The sequence below is a fragment of the Amycolatopsis sp. cmx-4-83 genome (assembly GCF_046548815.1).
Lineage (GTDB): Bacteria > Actinomycetota > Actinomycetes > Mycobacteriales > Pseudonocardiaceae > Amycolatopsis > Amycolatopsis pretoriensis_A.
In genome coordinates this window covers 684,013-702,906 of record NZ_JAEBEF010000004.1, presented here as the reverse complement: position 1 = coordinate 702,906, position 18,894 = coordinate 684,013, and the positions used below count along the sequence as shown (strand labels likewise).

Genomic DNA, 18,894 nt, shown 5'->3' with positions numbered 1-18,894 from the left:
GCGGCCTTACTCGAAGCGAGTATTCCTAGCAGTTTTTGGTGGGACACCCACTCAATCGCTTTCCGCGAGAGCTTGGTTCGTGTCCCGGTGGCCACCCGGTTTCCCTGGCGACTTGGAGAACTTTACATGCCCCGAAAGGGCCCGAAACAGGGGGGTCCCTTAACAAGATCAGCGCAGGTCAGACCCCGTGACGGACCCCGTCTGCGGCCCAGTCTGCCCCGAACCGCCCGCGAGCGCCAGGGAAAAACATTGCTCCGAGTACATTGCACCGTATTGCACCGCGCCAGTGCTCCGCTTAGCGTCGGCCGCATGAACCTCGCGCACGACGACCTCGGCCCGCGGGACGGCCGTCCGGTCCTGCTGGTCCACGGCCACCCCTTCGACCGCTCCCTGTGGCGGCCCCAAGCGGAGTACCTGGCCGAGCGGGGCCACCGGGTCGTGACCCCCGACCTCCGCGGCTACGGCGAGAGCAAGACCAGCGGGACCACCGGCACCAAGACCGGCCTCGACGCCTTCGCGAACGACCTCGTCGAGCTGGCCGACCACCTCGGGCTGGACCGCTTCGTGCTCGGCGGCCTCTCCATGGGCGGCCAGATCGTCATGCAGCTCGTCGAGGACCACCCCGACCGGGTCGAGGCCCTCCTCTTGGCCGACACCTTCGCCGGCCTCGACACCCCCGAGGTCAAGCAGGCGCGCATCGACACCGCCGCGAGGATCCTCGAAGAGGGGATGGCCGCCTACGCCGACGAGCTCCTCCCCAAGATGATCTCGAAGCGGACCCGCGCGACCAGGCCGGACGTCGAAGCGCACGTCCGGCGGATGATGCGCGACGCTCCCGCGGGAGGAGCCGCGGCCGCGCTGCGCGGACGTGCCGAGCGCCCCGACTACACGCCGACGCTCACCCATATAGGAGTCCCCACCCTGGTCGTCGTCGGCAGCGAGGACGAGTTCACCCCCGTCGCCGACGCCGAGCTCATCCACCGGGAGGTGGCGGATTCGACCCTGGTGGTGATCGAAGGCGCGGGCCACCTGCCTAACCTGGAGCGCGAGACCGAGTTCGACGACGCCCTCAGTGCGTTCCTGACCGGAAAAAGGTTCACCCCATGACCCAGCAGACCGTGTTCGTGACCGGCGCGAGCGCCGGCTTCGGTGCCGCCATCGCGCGCCGGTTCGTCGCCGAGGGCGCCCGCGTGATCGCCGTCGCCCGCAGCGGGGACAAGCTCGAGAAGCTCGCCGGCGAGCTCGGCGACGCCGTCCTGCCGGTGCCCCTCGACGTCAGCGACCCCGAGGCCGTGAAGACCGTCGTCGAGCAGCTCCCGGAGGACTGGCGGGAGATCGACGTCCTGGTCAACAACGCCGGCCTGGCGAAGGGCCTCGAGCCCGCCCACCAGGCCCACCTCGACGACTGGGACCAGATGATCGCGACCAACGTCCGCGGCCTCGCGCACGTCACGCGCGCGCTGCTGCCCGGCATGGTCGAGCGCGGCCGCGGCCACGTCATCAACATCGGCTCGATCGCCGGCACCTACCCCTACCCCGGCGGCAACGTCTACGGCGCGACCAAGGCGTTCGTCCACCAGTTCAGCCTCAACCTGCGCAGCGACCTGCACGGCACCGGCGTCCGGGTGACGAACGTCGAGCCCGGCATGGTCGGCGGCACGGACTTCTCGAAGGTCCGCTTCGACGGCGACGCGGCCAAGGCCGACAAGGTCTACGAGGGCACCACGCCGCTGACCGCGGACGACGTCGCCGAGTCCGTCTACTGGGCAGCGAGTCAGCCGAAGCACGTGAACATCAACGTCATCGAGCTGATGCCGGTGGTGCAGAGCTTCTCGCCGCTGCAGATCTACCGGGAGTCCTGAAACAAGGAGAGGAGCGCCTGCTGCTCCGGGTCCGACCCGGTCAGCAGGCGCTTGGTCCGCGGCCGCCCGCCGGTCGACGGGTACGTCAGTACCAGCTCGCCGATGCCCGCGAGCCGGTCCAGCAGCTCCCGGACCGACAGGTTCATGCCCGCCCGGTCCGCCTCGCGGCGCATCAGGTGGGTCACCGTCGCCGCCAGCACCGACACCAGGCCGTGGGCCGCGATCCGCGCGCGCGTCCACTCCCAGCGCGGGGTCGGGCCGGTGAGCGCGGGCCCGGTCAGCCAGCGGAACGTCGACTCGAGGTGAGTGCGGGCGCGGTAGGCCGTGACGACGTCGCCGACCGGCCAGTCCCGGTCGGTGACCAGCACCTGCTTGCCGAAGAACTCGTCGTCCAGCCGGGCCAGGGCGGCGGCGTCGATCCGCCGTTCCACCCGGATCTCGCCGGGCCGGGTGCCGCTGAGCACGGCGGTGAGGACGCGTTCGATGCGCCGGCCCCGCGTGACCCGGCCGATTTCGGCGTGCACCTGCGCGCGGTCGCCGCGGTGGGTGCCGGCGGCCAGCGCCGCGGCCAGGCCGTCCAGCTCGCGGGTGGTGGTGGCCAGCTCGTCGGCGAACGCCCGGGACTGGGCCGCGTGCAGGGTCGCCGAGTGGGTCAGGATCACCCGGCGGCGGACCCCGTCGACCACCGCGTGCGTGTCCAGCGCGGTGAGCCCGGCGAACCGCTCGGGGTCGACGCGCTTGCGGGCGGACGCGGGCTGCGTCAGCAGCTCCGGGTGGTCGGTCAGCGGCAGCGAGCCGACGAACCCGCTGCGGGAACCGAGGTCGAGCTGCGCGGCCTGCCCGGCGTGGAAGACCAGCGTCGCCGGGCCCAGCTCGCCGGTCAGCGCAGCGAACGTCGGGGCGTTGTCGCGGCGGTACAGCCGCGAGGCCAGCGGGATGGCGCCGTCACGGGTGACGCGCAGCCCCACACCGGCGAGCACCTCCCGGCAGGCCGAGGGCAGCGTGCAGTCCGCGGGGGCGAACACAGCGAACTGCGGGACGTCGACGGCGAGAGCCTCGTGGTCGTCGAGCGTCTCGAGGACGGCGGTGGAAACGGTCTCCTCGATGCCCGCGATCCGCTGCGGGGTCAGGCGTTCGAGCGCCCGCCACAGACCATCCACTGTGGACAACCGGACCAGGTCCGCGGCCGGGCTCGCCGCCCACCACTGCCCGATCGGCGTCTCCGGCGCGGTCGCGCGGTGCAGCACCGCGACCGCGAGGCTCAGCCCCAGCGAGGGTTTCGACCGCACGACGTCGTCGACGCGGCGGACGAAGTCCAGCCGGGACAGCGTCGCCCACACCGCCGCGACGTCGCCGTACGTCCGGTGCGAAGCCGCGGCCGGTTCGCCGCCCGGGACGGCCCGGGCGATCTCGTCGGCCGTGCCGAGGTAGCGCTGGGTGACCACCCGGGGCTTGCCGTCGACGCGGGCGGACTCCGCCAGGTAGTAGTACGTCCGGCCGCCGATCTTCTTGCCGACCACAGATGCCACCCTTTAGGTAATACACCTCCGGCCGGTGATCGACAACCCGCCCGGCGCGCTGACCTGCGACGACGATCACGTGCATCGATCGGGTGAGCCAGGTGCGGAACGCACACTGGCTGGTCGCGCGAGGACGGTCCTAGCGTGGGTGGAATGGGACCCGAACCCGACGCCACCACCCCGACCGCCTCCGCGATGCGCCGCGCGCTCGCCCGGGCGCGTGACGGGAAGACACTCGACGTAGCCGAGGCGGCCGTCCTGCTGCACGCCCGCGGCGAAGACCTGGGGAAGCTTTCCGAGTACGCGTCGCGCATCCGCGACGCCGGCCTGGCCGAAGCCGGGCGCGCCGGCATCATCACCTACAGCCGCAAGGTGTTCATCCCGCTGACCCGGCTGTGCCGCGACCGCTGCGGCTACTGCACGTTCGTCACGGTGCCGGGCCGGCTCGAATCGCCGTTCCTCTCGCCCGACGAGGTCCTCGACATCGCCCGCAAGGGCGCGGAGATGGGCTGCAAGGAGGCCCTCTTCACCCTCGGCGACCGCCCCGAGGACCGCTGGAAGGCCGCCCGCGACTGGCTGGACGCGCACGGCTACGACGACACGCTCAGCTACGTCCGCGCGATGGCCATCCGCGTCCTCGAAGAGACCGGCCTGCTGCCGCACCTCAACCCAGGCGTGCTGACCTGGCAGGACTTCCAGCGGCTCAAGCCGGTCGCGCCGTCGATGGGCATGATGCTCGAGACGACCGCGACCCGGCTGTGGAGCGAGAAGGGCGGCCCGCACTACGGCTCCCCGGACAAGGATCCGGCCGTCCGGCTGCGAGTGCTCGAAGACGCCGGGCGCAGCAGCGTCCCGTTCACCACCGGTGTCCTCATCGGCATCGGAGAGACGTTCGAGGAGCGCGCGGACGCGCTGTTCGAGATCCGCAAGGTCGCCAAGACCTACGGCGGCATCCAGGAAGTCATCGTGCAGAACTTCCGGGCCAAACCGGACACGAAGATGCGCGCGACCCCGGACGCCGACCTCGAAGAGCTGGCCGCGAACATCGCGGTCGCGCGGCTGGTGCTCGGCCCGAAGATGCGCATCCAGGCGCCGCCGAACCTGATCGGCAGCCAGTACGACCTGATGATCCGCGCCGGCATCGACGACTGGGGCGGTGTCTCGCCGCTGACCCCGGACCACGTCAACCCGGAACGCGCGTGGCCGCAGATCGACGAGCTCGCCCGGCGCACCGAGAAGGCCGGCTTCGACCTCAAGGAACGGCTCACCATCTACCCGGAGTACGTCAAGGCCGGCGAGCCGTGGCTGGACCCGCGGATCACGCGGCACGTCGCCGCGCTCGTCGACCACGAAACCGGGATGGCCCGCGAAGGCGCCATGCCGGTCGGCATCCCGTGGCAGGAGCCGGACGGCGGCTGGCAGGAGTCCGGGCGCACCGCCCTGCACACCGAGATCGACACCACCGGCCGCACCGAAGACCGCCGCAGCGACTTCGACTCCGTCTACGGGGACTGGAAGGAGATCGGCGACCGGATCAAGACCGGGCCGCAGAAGTTCGACTCCACCGTCCTGGAAGCCTTGCGCAGTGCGGAAAAGGACCCGGCCGGGCTCTCCGACGACGCCGCGCTCGCGCTGCTGTCGGCCGAAGGCAAGGAACTGGACGCGTTCACGAAGCTCGCCGACGACCTGCGGCGGGAGACGGTCGGTGACGACGTCACCTTCGTCGTCACGCGGAACATCAACTTCACGAACGTCTGCTACACGGGCTGCCGCTTCTGCGCCTTCGCCCAGCGTCGCACCGACGCCGACGCGTACACGCTCTCGCTGGAGCAGGTCGGCGACCGCGTCGACGAGGCGTGGGCCGCGGGCGCGACCGAGATCTGCATGCAGGGCGGCATCCACCCGGACCTGCCCGGCACCGCGTACTTCGACCTCGCGGCCGAGGTCAAGCGCCGTCAGCCGGACATCCACCTGCACTCCTACAGCCCGATGGAGGTCGTGAACGGCGCTTCGCGGACCAACCTGTCCCTTCGCGACTGGCTGATCGCGGCGAAGGAGTCCGGCGTGGACTCGCTGCCGGGCACGGCGGCGGAGATCCTCGACGACGACGTCCGCTGGGTGCTCACCAAGGGCAAGCTGCCGACGTCGGAGTGGATCAAGGTCGTCACGACGGCGCACGAAGTCGGGCTGCCGACGACGTCGACGATGATGTACGGCCACGTCGACACGCCGGCGCACTGGGTCGCGCACCTCAAGCTGCTCGCACGGCTGCAGCGCGAAGGCCTGGAGAAGCACGGCAAGCGCGGGTTCAGCGAGTTCGTGCTGCTGCCGTTCATCCACCAGAGCTCGCCGATCTACCTCGCCGGGCTGGCCCGCCCGGGCGCGACGCAGAACGAGAACCGGGCGGTGCACGCACTGTCCCGGCTGCTGCTGCACGGCATGATCGACAACATCCAGAGCTCCTGGGTGAAGCTCGGCACCGAGGGCAGCCGCGCGGTGCTGCGGGGCGGTGTCAACGACATCGGCGGCACGCTGATGGAGGAGACGATCAGCCGGATGGCCGGCGCGTCGAACGGTTCGTACAAGACGATCAGCGACATGCGCGAGCTGGTCGAACCACTGGGCCGCCCGCTGGTGCAGCGCACCACGGGCTACGGCCGCCCCTCGGCCGAGCGGCTCGCCGCGGCGGAGGCTTCGGACGGGGTGGCGACGGCGGTGCGCAAGCCGCTGCTGCCGCTGCTGACCCCGTGAGGTGGCGGGCGCCGGGTGACCGGCGCCCGCTATCGTTCCGGCGCATGGGGGTTTCTCGCATCGTGCCGCTTTTCGTCCTCGCGCTCCTGGCCGGCTGCGCCAGTCCGCCGCCGCCCGCTCCGGTGCCCACAGTGACGCCGAGCCCGAGCCCGACGTACGCGCCGCCGCCGTCGAGCGGGCTGTCCCTTTCGGTCGGACCGGTCGAAGCCGGGCTGGGGCACCGCGCGAGCGTTCTGACGCTGACCAACCGGGACACCGCGCCGCGGAAGGTCACCGGCTACCCGGACCTGAAGGTGCTGGCGGGTGACGGAACGGCCCTGGACGTCAAGGTCGAGCACGGCACTTCGTACTTCGCGCGCGACCTCGGGCCGCAGGACCTGACCGTCCAACCGGGCGCGAAGGTGGTGGCCGTGCTCGCCTGGTCGGCCACCGTCACTTCCGGCGACACGCGCACGGGCGCGGCGATCTCGGTGGTCCCGGTCCCTGGCGAACCTGAGCAAAAGCAGCCCCTCGACACCGATCTGGGCACCACGGACACCGTCACGCTCAGTTCGTGGGCCACCGAAATCGGCGGCTGATGACCTTGTGTCACCGCTCACAAACCCCCGGGTGACCGCCTGGGATCTGTGCTAACTCTTTCCTTCACGACCAGGGCAAGCACCGAAGCTTCACCTGCCGGAAGGACTTCGATGAGCACCTCCGTGGACACACTGGGCATGGTCGACACCGAGCGCTACCCCCTCACCGATCCGGGAAGCGCCGCCTGGCGGGAAATCGTCGAGCGCACGCGCGCGGACCTGGCCGAAGCCGGCTGCAGCGTGATGGCCGACTTCGTCCGGCCGGAACTGCGGGAAGTCTTGCGCACCGAGTGCGCCGAACTCGAACCGCACGCGTACACGAAGATCGAAAAGGTCAACGCCTACAACACCGCGATCGGCGAACCGCTGCCGGCGGACCACCCCGGCCGGACGATCATGGAACGCGGCAACGCCTTCGTCGCCCGTGACCGGATCCCCGCGTCGTCGATCATCGACCGGCTCTACACCAGCCCGCTGTTCCAGCGGTTCGTCGCCGACTGCTTCGGCCTGCCGGAACTGCACGAGCTGGCCGACCCGCTGGCCGGGCTGACGATCAACGTGATCGCGCCCGGCCGCGCGCACCCGTGGCACTTCGACACGAACGCCTACACCGTCAGCATGCTGACGCAGGTCCCGGACGCGGGCGGCACCTTCGAGTTCTGCCCGGACATCCGGTCCACCGTCGACGAAAACTTCCCCGCGGTGCGGGCGGTCCTGGCCGGTGACACCCGCCTGGTGCGGCGGCTGGAGCTCCGCCCGGGCGACCTCCAATTGTTCAAAGGGCGCTTCGCCTTGCACCGGGTCAGTACGGTGGAGGGCGCGATCGCGCGGCATTCCGCGATCTTCGCCTACAGCGAGCGACCGGGGGTGATCGGCAGCGCGGAGCGGACCAGGCAGCTGTTCGGCCGGACCCTGCCCGCGCACCTCACCGGGAGCGCCGTTCGCGGCGACGAACTGCTCGACTGAGAGATCAGGAGCCTGGCCCGTGGCCTTCGACTCGACCGGCAAGATCTCGTTCGACCACATCTACACCGCGCCCGACCCGCGCCCGTTCTTCGGGACGCTGCGGCGCGTCGATTACCGCATCCCCCAGCTCGCGAAGCCGTACTTCGCGAAGCTGATCGCCGAACATCCCGCGGAGCGCCCGACCGTGCTCGACGTCGGCTGCTCCTACGGCGTCAGCGCGGCGCTCCGGCGGTGTGACGCCACGATGGACGACCTCTTCGCCCACTACACCGACCCGGCCGTGACCGCGCTGGACCACGCGTCGCTGATCGAGGCGGACCGGGCCCGGATCGTCGGCGACGGCGGCGCGCGGTTCTACGGTCTCGACGCGTCGGCGCCCGCGCTCGAGTACGCGCTTTCCACCGGGTTCCTCGACGAGGCGATCCACGCCGACCTCGAGCGCGAAGACCCGGACAGCACGCAGCGGAAGCTCCTCGACGACGTCGACCTCGTGATCTCCACCGGCTGCGTCGGCTACGTCACCGAGAAGACGATCTCGCGGATCGCGCGCGGCGCGCGGCCGTGGATGGCGCACTTCGTGCTGCGGATGTTCTCCTACGACCCGGTCGCCGAGAGCCTGGCCGAGCTGGGCTACGAGACCGCCGAGGTCGGCGGGGTGTTCCAGCAGCGGCGGTTCGCCTCCGCCGAGGAGCAGACGCAGATCCTCGACACCCTCGACGCCGCCGGCGTCGACCCCGCCGGGCTCGAGTCCGAAGGGTGGCTCTACGCCCGGTTGTTCGTTTCCCGTCCCGAAGGCGCGGCCGCACTGGCCGCCGCGCTCGAACCGCGCGAAGAAGGATGATCGTGAGCAGTCCGGACTGGTCCACCCGCACCTTCGGCAACGAGGAGCGGCTCCCCCGCGTCCCCGTGCCCACGCTGGAGGACAGCGGCCGCCGCTTCCTCGAGTGGTGCGCCCCGCTGCTGACCCCGGACGAACTCGCGGAGACCGAAGCGGCCGTCGCGGAGTTCCTGGCGCCGGGCAGCCCGGCGCACGAGCTGCAGGCCGCGCTCGAGGAGTACGACCGGTCCCCCGGCGTGCACAGCTGGCTCGACACGTTCTGGCCGTACCGCTACCTCGGCCGTCGCGACCGGATCGCGCTCAACGCCAACTTCTTCTTCCTGTTCCAGGACTCCCCGCTGGGCCAGGTGGAGCGCGCGGCCGAGCTGACCGCGTCCGCCGTGGACTACAAGCTGAAGCTCGACGAGGAGCAGGTGCCGCCGGTGCTGCTGCGCGGCACACCGCAGTCGATGGTGCAGCACAAGTACCTGTTCTCGGCGACGCGCATCCCGGGCCAGGTGCTGGACACCGCGCGCACGCCGTACCGCGAAGGCTGGGAAGGACCCTCGCGGGAGCGGCACATCGTCGTGTTCCACCACGACACGCCGTTCCGGATGGAGGTCATCGGCGGGGACGGCCGTCCGTACTCGCCGGCGCAGCTGGCGGAAACGCTGCGGGCGATCCTCAAGGACGACCACGTGGCCGAAGTTCCTCCCGGGCACTTCACCACGAAGGCGCGTGCGGACTGGGCGGATTCGCGGACCGCGTTGCTCGACGCGGGCAACGCGGCCGCGCTGGAGACGATCGAGACCGCGTTGTTCTGCCTGTGCCTGGACGATTTCGCGCCGTCGGACACGCTGGAGGCGAGTGACCGGCTGCTGTACGGCGACAACCGCTGGTACGACAAGGCCGTGTCGCTGATCGTCTTCGAGGACGGCACCGCGGGGATCAACGTCGAGCACTGCGAACTCGACGGCACCACGATCCTCGGCTTCACCGACGCGCTGCTGAGCGGTTCGCGGGCGGAGCGGGAGCCGGCTTCGGGCGTCCCCGGTTACGAGCCGGTCGACTTCACGCTGACCGACTCCCTCCGCGAAGACGCGCTGGCGGCCGGGATCGCCTTCCGGGCGTACGCGGACGCCACGGCGACGCAGACGGTGTCGTTCGGCTTCGGAGCCGACCGGGCCAAGGAGCTCGGGATGTCGCCGGACGCGTTCGCGCAGATGGCGTACCAGCTGGCGCACCGCCGCGCGAAGGGCCTGACGGGGGCGACGTACGAGTCGATCGCCACCCGGCAGTTCCGCAACGGCCGCACCGAGGCGATGCGGGTCGTCACGCCGGAGGTGGTGCGCTTCGCCGACGTCCTGACCGACCCGGCCGCGTCCGCCGAGGAGAAGCGCTCGGCGTTCCGCGCGGCGGCGGCCAAGCACGTCGCGCGTGCGAAGGAGTGCCAGGCCGGGGACGCGCCCGAGCAGCACCTGTGGGAGCTGCAGCTGATCGGGAAACGGCGCGGGGACACCTCGGAGCCGGCGCTGTACTCCTCACCGGGCTGGCTGAAGACCCGCGACGACTACCTGAGCACGAGCTCGGCGCCGTCGGTCAACATCCAGTACTTCGGGTTCGGCTCGACGAGCCCGCAGTGCATCGGCATCGCGTACGTGCTGCTGCCGGACCGCTGGAACATCTACCTGAGCACGCCGAAGCACGTGTCGGCGGAGATGCACCGCTTCGCCGACGAACTGGCGGTCGCGGTGCGGGAGCTGCAGGAGCTACTGGCCGAGTAGGCGGTGCAGCCAGGTCAGCCGGGCGGCTCGGGCCGCCCGGCTGATCGCCGCCTTCGGGGCCAACGAGGCGAAGCCGTGGAAGCCGCCCGGCCACACGTGGAGCTCGGCCTCGCCGCCCGCCTGCCAGAGGCGGGACGCGTACGCCACCACCTCGTCGCGGAACGTCTCCGCCGTGCCGACGTCCAGGAACGCCGGGGGCAGGCCGGACAGGTCCTCGGCGCGGGCCGCGGCCGCGTACGGCGGGACGTCGGCGGTGCCGCGGCGGTCGCCGAGGTAGGCCGTCCAGCCGACGTTGTTCGCCGTGCGGTCCCACAGACCGCGGCCGTCGAGGTCGATCGCCGACGGCGTGTCGTTGCGGTCGTCCAGCATCGGGCAGAGCAGCAGCTGGCCGGCCAGCGCCGGGCCGCCGCGGTCGCGGGCCAGCAGCGCCGTCGCCGCCGCGAGGCCGCCGCCCGCGCTGATGCCGCCGGCGACCAACCGGCCCGGGACGTTCTCGGCGGTCCAGCGGAGTCCGGCGTAGCAGTCCTCGACCGGCGCCGGGTACGGGTGCTCCGGCGCCAGCCGGTACCCCGGGGAGACGACGGTCAGGTTCGCTTCGCCCGCCCAGTCCAGCAGGTTCGGCACGTCCGAGCCGAGGTGGCTGCCCACGATCGTGCCGCCGCCGTGGACGTAGTACAGGACTCCCACGCTCGCAGCCGGCGCCAGCACCAGCAGCGGGACGTCGCCCGCGTGCTCCTCCGAGACGCGGTACGCCGGGTACGCGGCCGCCAGCTCCGCCACGGTCTTGTGCTCCACGGCGTTCAGCTCGCGGCGGCCCGGGATGTCGGCCGGCGAAGCCAGCGGCGGGCGCAGGGCCCGGAGCGCTTCGACGATCGGCGCGAGCTCCGGGTCGAACGGCGGCGGCGTCATGCCGTCGGGTCCGAGACGACGAGCACCAGCGAACCGTCGAACGTCGGCTGTTCGCGAAGCTTGCCGTAGCGGCGGTCCCAGGTGCCGTCGTCGAGGTCGTGCTGCAGTTCCGCGGCGAAGCGGTGGTGCACGCGGTCGTCGACGAAGCTCCACGCCGAGCACGACAGCCGCGCGCCCGGGTCCAGCAGCCGCTCCGGCCGCGCGTAGTAGGCCTCGTTGAAGCCGTCGGTGCAGTCGCTCGGGATCGGCACGCCGATGATCGACGTGTGCCCGCCCAGCCCGTCGGCGATGTCGTCGACCGACGGGTAGCGCCGGGCCTCGGTTTCGATCACCTCGGGCGCGTAGTCGAGCAGCCAGAACCGCCGCAGCAGGGCCGGGTCGCAGGTCAGGACGGCGACCGGGCCGCGGGTCACGCGGCGCACCTCCTTCAGCCCGGCCCAGAGGTCGTTCCACTGGTGCACGCTGAACGTGCTCATCGCGCCTTCGAACGCGCGGTCCGGGAACGGCAGCTTTTCGGCGACGGCGTCCACCGCGGGCGGCAGGCCCGGCGGCCGCTGCGCGCGCATCGACGCCGACGGCTCGACCGCGGTCACTTCCCGGTCTTCCGGCTCGTACGCGCCGGCGCCCGCACCGACGTTGAGCACGGTCCGCGCGTCGCCCAGCGCGTCGAGGAGGTACTGGCCGATCCGGGGGTCCGGCTTGCGGTAATCGGTGTACACGCCACCGATCGCGCCGTAATCCGCGTCCCCTGCGCTGCCGTCGGCACGTCGCTGGCTCATGCCCAGAAACTATCAGCGCGGCCGACGTCGGGGGCGTTGCTCCGCGGGGTGCAACCGAACGTCGGGCATCCGGCGCAGTCGTCACTTCCTGTCGCAAACTTGCGTAAGTTCGTTCAACTATTGCGATTTCTTGTCCAGGATTCGTATGATCCCGGTCACAGAGGTCCCCACCTGCTGCGGAAAGGCCAGTGCCGCCCATGTCCCTCAGCTCTGTCTTCAGCGCGCCCAAAAGTGCTTTCACAGCGCGGTACGGCGCGCTAGCCGCCGCCGTGATCGCCGCCGCCGGGCTCACCATCGCCGCCGCACCCGCGGAAAGCACGGCGCTCGCCGCCGGCCGCGGTGCCACCGTTCCCTTCCTCGAACAGGAAGCCGAAAACGCCGCGACGAACGGGTCGGTCATCGGCCCGAACCGCGCCGCCGGCACGCTCGCCGGCGAAGCGTCCGGCCGGAAGGCGGTCACGCTCTCCGGCCAGGGCCAGTACGTCGAGTTCACGCTCACCGCGCCGGCCAATTCGATCGATTTCCGCTACAGCGTCCCGGATGCCGCGAACGGGACGATCTCGCTCTACGTCGGCGGCACCCACAACCGGGACATCGCGCTGACGTCGAAGTGGGCCTGGTACTACGGCTCCTACCCGTTCACCAACAACCCGGGTGACGGGCACGCGCACCACTTCTACGACGAAACCCGCGCGCTGCTCGGCACGTCGTACCCGGCCGGCACCAAGATCAAGCTGCAGGTCGACGCGGGCGACGTCACCCCGGCGACGATCGACCTCGCGGACTTCGAACAGGTCGGCGCCGCGGCGACGCGGCCGGCGAACTCGGTGTCCGTCACCGATTACGGCGCCACCGCGGGCGACACGAGCGACGACGCCGGCGCGTTCGACTCCGCCGTGGCCGCGGCGAAGAGCCAGGGCAAGGAGGTCTGGATCCCGTCCGGCACCTTCACCCTCGGCCACCACGTCACCGTCGACCAGGTGACGATCCGCGGCGCCGGGCCGTGGTACTCGGTGCTCACCGGCCCGCGCGCCGGCATCTTCGGCAAGGGCGAACCGGCGAGCTGCGGGACGTCGACCTACCCCGGCAACGCGGCCGTGCCCGGTACGAGCAGCGCCGTGAAGCTCTACGACTTCGCGATCATCGGCCAGGTCGACGCCCGCGTCGACTGCGACCAGTCCAACGCCGTCGGCGGCGCGCTGGGCGGCGGCTCGGTCGTGCAGAACCTGTGGCTGCAGCACGCGAAGGTCGGGCTGTGGCTGGACGGCCCGTTCGACGGGCTCACCGTGTCCGGCAACCGGATCCTCGACCAGACCGCCGACGGGCTGAACCTGCACCAGGGCATCAGCAACGTGACCGTGACGAACAACTTCCTGCGCAACACCGGCGACGACGGCCTCGCGATGTGGTCCGAGCACGACGCCGACCACCACAACACGTTCTCCTTCAACACCGTGCTGCTGCCGATCCTCGCCAACAACATCGCGATCTACGGCGGGCACGACAACACCGTGTCCGACAACGTGGTGGCGGACAACCAGGACCAGGGCGGCGGCCTCCACATCGCCAACCGGTTCAGCGCGGTGCCGCTCTCGGGGACGACGACGGTCGCGCGCAACACCGCGATCCGCACCGGCGTGCTCGACTCGAACTGGCAGTTCGGCGTGGGTGCGCTGTGGTTCGACGGCCGCGACTCGGCCATCACCGGCCGCGTCGACGTCACCGACCTCGACCTGCAGGACAACAACTACGAGGCCATCCAGTTCATCGACAGCGCCACCACCGACGTGCACTTCACGAACGTCCGGATCACCGGGGCCGGCACGTTCGCCTGGCAGATCCAGGCCAAGCCGACCGGGTCGGTGAAGAACGTCGTCGCGACCGGGGTCGGCCGGGCCGGCGTCTACAACTGCATGGGCCCGGACGCGATGGCGGGCCTGGCCGACCAGGGCGGGAACTCGGGCTGGACGACGACGTTCTGCGGCTCGTGGCCGACGCCGGTGTACGGCTCGGACAACGGCGGCACGACGACCACCCCACCGCCGACCACGACCCCGCCGACCACCACCACGACGCCGACCCAGCCGGGCGGGAACCTGGCGCTGCACAAGAGCGTCACCGCTTCCGGCTCGCAGGGCGGCTTCCCGCCGGCCAACGCCGTCGACGGCGACGCGAACTCCTACTGGGAGAGCGCGAACAACGCGTTCCCGCAGACGCTGACCGTCGACTTCGGTGCCACCGTCGGCGTTTCGCGGCTGGTGCTGAAGCTGCCGCCGTCCTCGGCGTGGGGGACGCGCACGCAGACGATCTCGGTCGATGGCGTCAAGGCCGCCGCGGGCTACACGTTCAACCCCGCCTCGGGCAACACCGCGACCATCACCTTCCCGGCGACGTCGGCGCGCACCCTGCGCCTGACCTTCACCGGCAACACCGGCTGGCCCGCCGGGCAGCTGTCCGAACTCGAAGCCTATTCGTCCTGAGAGGTGCTGACGATGTCCCGCATTCCGGCTCTCCTCGCCGTGGCGCTCGCCGCGTCCGGCCTGACCGTGCTTTCCGGCGCCACCCCCGCCGCCGCGGCCACCTGCCCGACGACCGCTTCCGGCGGCGCGAGCGTGCCGTTCCGGACCGTCGAAGCCGAATGCTCGGCGACGAACGGCTCGGCGGTCGGCCCCGACTACACCCAGGGCAGCATCGCCTCGGAAGCCTCCGGGCGGCAGGCCGTGCGCATCACGACCGGCCAGTACGTCGAGTTCACGCTGCCCGCGGCGGCCAACGCGATCAACGTCCACTACAACCTGCCCGACGGTTCGTCCGGCCGGCTTTCGGTGTCGGTCAACGGGTCCAAGCTCGCACTGCCGGTGACGTCGCGCTACACCTATGTGGACACCGGCTTCATCACGGGCTCGAAGACGCACCACTTCTTCGACGACGCCCGCGTGCTGCTCGGGCAGAACCTGGCGGCGGGCGCGAAGGTCCGGGTGCAGGCCGACTCCGGTGACGTCGGGCAGGCCACCATCGACCTCGCCGACTTCGAGCAGGTCGGCGGCGCGGGCACGAAGCCGTCCGCCGCGCTGTCGGTGACCGACTACGGCGCCACGGCGAACGACTCGTCGGACGACTCACAGGCGTTCCGCAACGGTTTGTCCGCGGCGCGCTCGCAGGGTAAGGAGCTGTGGATTCCGCAGGGCCGGTTCGAGATCGGCTCGGCGCTGCAGATCGACCAGACCACCGTCCGCGGCGCGGGCCCGTGGTACACGGTGTTGCACGGCAACAACATCTTCAACAACGGCAGCGCGTCCGGCAACATCAAGCTGTACGACTTCGCGGTCTTCGGTGACGTGACCGAGCGCAACGACGGCAGCCCGGACAACGCGTTCCACGGCGTCCTGGGCAACGGCTCGGTCGTCAGCGGGTTGTGGATCCAGGACACCAAGTGCGGGCTGTGGCTGATGAACGGCGCGTCCTCGAACCTCACCATCGAGAACAACCGCATCCTCGACACCCAGGCCGACGGCGTGAACTTCGACGGCGCCGTCACGAACTCGACGTTGCGCAACAACTACCTGCGCAACAACGGCGACGACGGCCTCGCGCTGTGGTCCAACGGCCAGGCCGACTCGGGCAACTCGCTGCTGAACAACACCGTCGTGCAGCCGAACCTGGCCAACGGCATCGCGTTGTACGGCGGCTCGAACAACACGGTGAGCGGCAACCTCGTCCAGGACACCAACGCGCTCGGCGGCGGCTACCTGGTCGCGAACCGGTTCAACTCGGTGCCGCTCGGCGGCACGGTGACGCTGTCGGCAAACACCGCGCTGCGGGCCGGGGCGCTCGACCCGAACTGGCAGTTCGGCGTCGGCGCGCTGTGGTTCGACGCGCGTGACCAGGCGATCACCGGCGTGACGATCCGGGTCACCGGGTTCACCGCGATCCAGAGCCCGTACGAGGCGATCCAGTTCATCGACGGCAACGGGCAGGGCAAGCAGATCCAGGGCATCACGATCGACGGCGTTTCGGTGCAGGGCGCCGGCACGTTCGTGGCGCAGTCGCAGACGCAGGGGTCGGTGTCGATCAGCAACCTCAGCGCGTCCGGCGTCGGCGTGACCGGGACGTACAACTGCCCCTACCCGGCGTCGATCCCGAAGATGACGTTCGGCGGGTCCGGCAACAGCGGCTGGACCGGCACCTGGAGCGACTGCTCGACCTGGCCCGCGCCGAACTCGGGCCCGCCGCAGCCGCCGCAGTCCGGTACGAACATCGCGAAGGGCAAAGCGATCAGCGCGTCGGCGTCGCAGGGCGGGTTCCCGCCGTCGAACGCCAACGACGGCACCACCGCCAGCTACTGGGAGAGCGCGAACAACGCGTTCCCGCAGACGCTGACGGTGGACCTGGGCGCCGCGGCGTCGATCAACAAAGTGACGCTTCGCCTGCCGCCGTCGTCGGCGTGGGGCGCGCGGACGGAGACGGTGACGATCTCCGGCAGCACCGACGGCGGCTCGTACACGACGCTGGTGGGTTCGCGCGGCTACGCGTTCGACCCGGCTTCCGGCAACACGGCGTCGGCCTCCTTCACGGCGACGTCGCAGCGGTTCGTGCGGCTGACGTTCACCGGCAACACCGGCTGGCCCGCGGGTCAGGTGGCCGAATTCGAGGTGGCCGCCGCCTAGTGTGACGAAACGGCACGGCGGCTCGACGGTTCCGCACGGAACCGCCGGGTCGCCGGCCGGCCTGCATTAACCTCGCCCGGGAGATCGTCCAGGGGAGGACCGGTGCCGCGTTTGCTGCTCGTCGAAGACGACCGAGCCCTGGCCGAAGCGCTTTCACTGGCCTTGCGCGCGCTGGGCCACGACGTCGTCCACGCCCCCACCGGCGAGCACGCGCTCACCGCGCTGGCCGACGCCGAGTTCGTCCTCCTCGACGTCATGCTGCCGGGCATGGACGGGTTCGAGGTCTGCCGCCGGATCCGGGCCCGCAGCCGGCTGCCGATCGTGCTGCTGACCGCGCGCGGCGACCCGATCGACGTCGTCGCCGGGCTCGAATGCGGCGCCGACGACTACGTGGTGAAACCGGCGGAACCCCGCGTGCTGGACGCGCGGATCAAGGCGATCGGCCGCCGGGCGCGCGCCACCGCCCCGGGGAACGGCGTGCTGCGCGTCGGCGGGCTGGAGATCGACCCCGCCGCGATGAGCGTCAGCCGCGACGGCGAGGAACTGGCGCTCACCGCCACCGAAATCCGGCTGCTCGTCGAGTTCGGCGAGCACCCCGACCAGGTCCTGAGCCGGCAGGTGCTGCTCAAGCGCGTCTGGGACTACGGCTACGTCGGCGACTCGCGGATCGTCGACGCGGCCGTCGCGCGGCTGCGGGCCAAGGTCGAGGACGACCCCGCGAACCCGGTGCTGCTGCGCACGGTCCGCGGCCTCGGCTACCGGCTGGTGACCAAGTGAAGCTCCCGGCCGTCAGCCTCCGGACCCGGATCGTCGCCGCGATCGTCGGGGTGACCACCACGGCGACGGCGGTCATGGCGTACTCGGCGTACCAGGTGCAGGCGGACGAGGCACTGGGCCGGTTCGCCGTCTCGGCCGTGGCCAATTCGGGCGCCGACCGGCAGCTCCTCCAGGAGTTCTCGAAGGTCGGCACCGAGGGGTGGCTCGACCGCATCCGGATCGGCGTCGACCCGGACTGGGCGGTGGTGACCGAGCGGCCCGGCGGCCCGCTCGAAGTCGTGCGGACCGCGAACGGGCCCATCCCGGTGCCGGACAAGCTCGCGATGCTGGGGAGCGTGCGGGCGGGCCTGTTCGAACAGCGGCGGCCCGAGCAGTTCGGCAGCGCCTACGCGCGGGTGCCGGGCACCGGCCGGAAGGTGTTCGTGGTCAACGCGAACCTGCCGATCCCCGGCTACCACCTCGTCCAGTTCTTCGACTTCAGCCGGTTCGACGACGACCTGACCGAGCTGCGCCGGCAGCTCGTCCGCACCGCGCTCGTCGTGAGCGTGCTCGGGGCCGGTGCCGCGTTGCTGATCGGGCGGCGCATCCGGCGTCCGATCAAGGCGTTGTCCGCGGCGGCCGACGAACTCGGCGCGGGCGCGCTGGGGACGCGGGTGCCGGTCAAGGGCGGGGACGAAGTCGCCGCGCTCGCCGAGTCGTTCAACGCGATGGCCGCGCGGCTCGGCGCGTCGATCGACGAGCTGCACGCGAAGGACCGCCAGCAGCAGCGGTTCGTCGCCGACGTCGCCCACGACCTGCGCACGCCGCTCGCTTCGATGATCGCCACGGTGGACACCCTCGACCACGCCGAGCCCGCCACCCGCACCCGCGCCGCCGAAATCCTCGGCACGCAGGCCCGGCGGCTCGCGAAGCTCGTCGAAGACCTCCTCGAGATCGCGCGGTTCGACGCCGGGAAGGCCGACCTGCGGGTCGCGCCGGTGGACCTGGCCGACCTGGTCGCCGACGCCGCCGGGGTCACCGGGGTCGAAGCCGCCGTGACGGCCGCCGGTGACGTCACCGTCGTCGCCGATCCGCGGCGGGTGCACACCGTCGTGGCGAACCTGCTGAGCAACGCCGTCCGGCACGGGACCGCGCCGGTCACGGTCACCCTCGACGGCACCGGCGACGACGTCGTCGTGCGCGTCGCCGACGCCGGCCCGGGGGTGCCGGCGGACCTGCTGCCGGTGCTGTTCGACCGGTTCACCCGCGGCGACCACGCGCGTCAGGCGACCGACGGCAGTGGGCTCGGGCTGGCGATCGCGCGGGAGAACGTGCTGGCGCACGGCGGCTCGCTCACGGCGCACAACGACGGCGGCGCCGTGTTCACCGTGCGGCTGCCCAGGGGCGGCTGACTCGCGGCCAGCTCGCGCGGGTGCCGGGCGTCGAAGTACGGCAGCGGCAGGTACGCGAGCAGCACCGCGGTCACGAGCAACGGGAGCGGGCGC

The 18,894-nt window shown here is 71.3% G+C and carries 14 protein-coding genes; 11 read left to right on the top strand and 3 right to left on the bottom strand.

Going from position 1 to position 18,894, the window contains the following annotated elements; translation table 11 throughout:
• Positions 1-309 precede the first annotated feature (309 nt).
• A complete protein-coding gene (locus ACLJQM_RS15740; protein WP_410631805.1) occupies positions 310-1,107 on the top strand; it encodes an alpha/beta fold hydrolase in 798 nt (265 codons plus the stop codon).
• On the top strand, positions 1,104-1,862 hold the full coding sequence (locus tag ACLJQM_RS15735) for an SDR family oxidoreductase (RefSeq protein ID WP_410631804.1): 759 nt from the start codon (positions 1,104-1,106) through the stop codon (positions 1,860-1,862). The genes ACLJQM_RS15740 and ACLJQM_RS15735 overlap by 4 nt, the downstream gene beginning before the upstream one ends.
• On the opposite strand, the gene ACLJQM_RS15730 is transcribed toward ACLJQM_RS15735, so the two are convergent.
• Positions 1,847-3,382: a transposase gene (locus ACLJQM_RS15730; RefSeq protein WP_410631822.1), complete on the bottom strand. Its 1,536-nt coding sequence runs from the start codon at positions 3,380-3,382 to the stop codon at positions 1,847-1,849. The genes ACLJQM_RS15735 and ACLJQM_RS15730 overlap by 16 nt on opposite strands.
• A 153-nt stretch (positions 3,383-3,535) precedes the next feature.
• Between ACLJQM_RS15730 and ACLJQM_RS15725 the strand changes: the two genes are divergently transcribed.
• The 5 genes from ACLJQM_RS15725 (at position 3,536) to ACLJQM_RS15705 (ending at position 10,278) form a co-directional block, all read left to right on the top strand.
• Complete coding sequence (locus tag ACLJQM_RS15725; protein WP_410631803.1) at positions 3,536-6,133, top strand: bifunctional FO biosynthesis protein CofGH; 2,598 nt, start codon at positions 3,536-3,538, stop codon at positions 6,131-6,133.
• Positions 6,134-6,177: 44 nt separating this feature from the next.
• Positions 6,178-6,711, top strand: coding sequence for a DUF4232 domain-containing protein (locus ACLJQM_RS15720; protein ID WP_360777002.1), 534 nt, complete (start codon positions 6,178-6,180; stop codon positions 6,709-6,711).
• 111 nt (positions 6,712-6,822) lie between these two features.
• On the top strand, positions 6,823-7,677 hold the full coding sequence (locus ACLJQM_RS15715) for an arpA protein (RefSeq protein ID WP_410631802.1): 855 nt from the start codon (positions 6,823-6,825) through the stop codon (positions 7,675-7,677).
• A 19-nt stretch (positions 7,678-7,696) separates the two neighbouring features.
• The gene (locus ACLJQM_RS15710) at positions 7,697-8,518 is read left to right on the top strand and encodes a class I SAM-dependent methyltransferase (protein ID WP_410631801.1); all 822 of its coding nucleotides are present in this window, start codon (positions 7,697-7,699) and stop codon (positions 8,516-8,518) included.
• Positions 8,515-10,278 carry a choline/carnitine O-acyltransferase gene (locus ACLJQM_RS15705; RefSeq protein WP_410631800.1) on the top strand — a complete coding sequence of 588 codons (1,764 nt, stop codon included), beginning with the start codon at positions 8,515-8,517 and terminating at the stop codon, positions 10,276-10,278. Before ACLJQM_RS15710 ends, ACLJQM_RS15705 begins: the two co-directional genes overlap by 4 nt.
• Here ACLJQM_RS15705 and ACLJQM_RS15700 read toward each other — a convergent pair.
• The gene (locus ACLJQM_RS15700) at positions 10,264-11,187 is read right to left on the bottom strand and encodes an alpha/beta hydrolase fold domain-containing protein (protein ID WP_410631799.1); all 924 of its coding nucleotides are present in this window, start codon (positions 11,185-11,187) and stop codon (positions 10,264-10,266) included. The genes ACLJQM_RS15705 and ACLJQM_RS15700 overlap by 15 nt on opposite strands.
• On the bottom strand, positions 11,184-11,966 hold the full coding sequence (locus ACLJQM_RS15695) for a class I SAM-dependent methyltransferase (RefSeq protein ID WP_360777012.1): 783 nt from the start codon (positions 11,964-11,966) through the stop codon (positions 11,184-11,186). The genes ACLJQM_RS15700 and ACLJQM_RS15695 overlap by 4 nt, the downstream gene beginning before the upstream one ends.
• A 197-nt stretch (positions 11,967-12,163) precedes the next feature.
• Between ACLJQM_RS15695 and ACLJQM_RS15690 the strand changes: the two genes are divergently transcribed.
• The 4 genes from ACLJQM_RS15690 (at position 12,164) to ACLJQM_RS15675 (ending at position 18,801) form a co-directional block, all read left to right on the top strand.
• Complete coding sequence (locus ACLJQM_RS15690; protein ID WP_410631798.1) at positions 12,164-14,446, top strand: discoidin domain-containing protein; 2,283 nt, start codon at positions 12,164-12,166, stop codon at positions 14,444-14,446.
• Positions 14,447-14,458: 12 nt separating this feature from the next.
• Positions 14,459-16,633, top strand: a complete 2,175-nt coding sequence (locus ACLJQM_RS15685) for a discoidin domain-containing protein (protein WP_410631797.1) — start codon at positions 14,459-14,461, stop codon at positions 16,631-16,633.
• Positions 16,634-16,735: 102 nt separating this feature from the next.
• A complete protein-coding gene (locus ACLJQM_RS15680; RefSeq protein WP_247020179.1) occupies positions 16,736-17,410 on the top strand; it encodes a response regulator transcription factor in 675 nt (224 codons plus the stop codon).
• A complete protein-coding gene (locus ACLJQM_RS15675) occupies positions 17,407-18,801 on the top strand; it encodes a sensor histidine kinase (protein ID WP_410631796.1) in 1,395 nt (464 codons plus the stop codon). Before ACLJQM_RS15680 ends, ACLJQM_RS15675 begins: the two co-directional genes overlap by 4 nt.
• The last annotated feature ends 93 nt before the right edge of the window (positions 18,802-18,894 follow it).

What these genes read in the sequence shown, in the direction of transcription:
- ACLJQM_RS15725 (WP_410631803.1), top strand. Translation starts at nt 3,536, where the DNA reads ATGGGACCCGAACCCGACGCCACCACCCCGACCGCCTCCGCGATGCGC.
- ACLJQM_RS15685 (WP_410631797.1), top strand. Translation starts at nt 14,459, where the DNA reads ATGTCCCGCATTCCGGCTCTCCTCGCCGTGGCGCTCGCCGCGTCCGGC.
- ACLJQM_RS15690 (WP_410631798.1), top strand. Translation starts at nt 12,164, where the DNA reads ATGTCCCTCAGCTCTGTCTTCAGCGCGCCCAAAAGTGCTTTCACAGCG.
- ACLJQM_RS15735 (WP_410631804.1), top strand. Translation starts at nt 1,104, where the DNA reads ATGACCCAGCAGACCGTGTTCGTGACCGGCGCGAGCGCCGGCTTCGGT.
- ACLJQM_RS15740 (WP_410631805.1), top strand. Translation starts at nt 310, where the DNA reads ATGAACCTCGCGCACGACGACCTCGGCCCGCGGGACGGCCGTCCGGTC.
- ACLJQM_RS15705 (WP_410631800.1), top strand. Translation starts at nt 8,515, where the DNA reads ATGATCGTGAGCAGTCCGGACTGGTCCACCCGCACCTTCGGCAACGAG.
- ACLJQM_RS15695 (WP_360777012.1), bottom strand. Translation starts at nt 11,966, where the DNA reads ATGAGCCAGCGACGTGCCGACGGCAGCGCAGGGGACGCGGATTACGGC.
- ACLJQM_RS15700 (WP_410631799.1), bottom strand. Translation starts at nt 11,187, where the DNA reads ATGACGCCGCCGCCGTTCGACCCGGAGCTCGCGCCGATCGTCGAAGCG.
- ACLJQM_RS15720 (WP_360777002.1), top strand. Translation starts at nt 6,178, where the DNA reads ATGGGGGTTTCTCGCATCGTGCCGCTTTTCGTCCTCGCGCTCCTGGCC.
- ACLJQM_RS15715 (WP_410631802.1), top strand. Translation starts at nt 6,823, where the DNA reads ATGAGCACCTCCGTGGACACACTGGGCATGGTCGACACCGAGCGCTAC.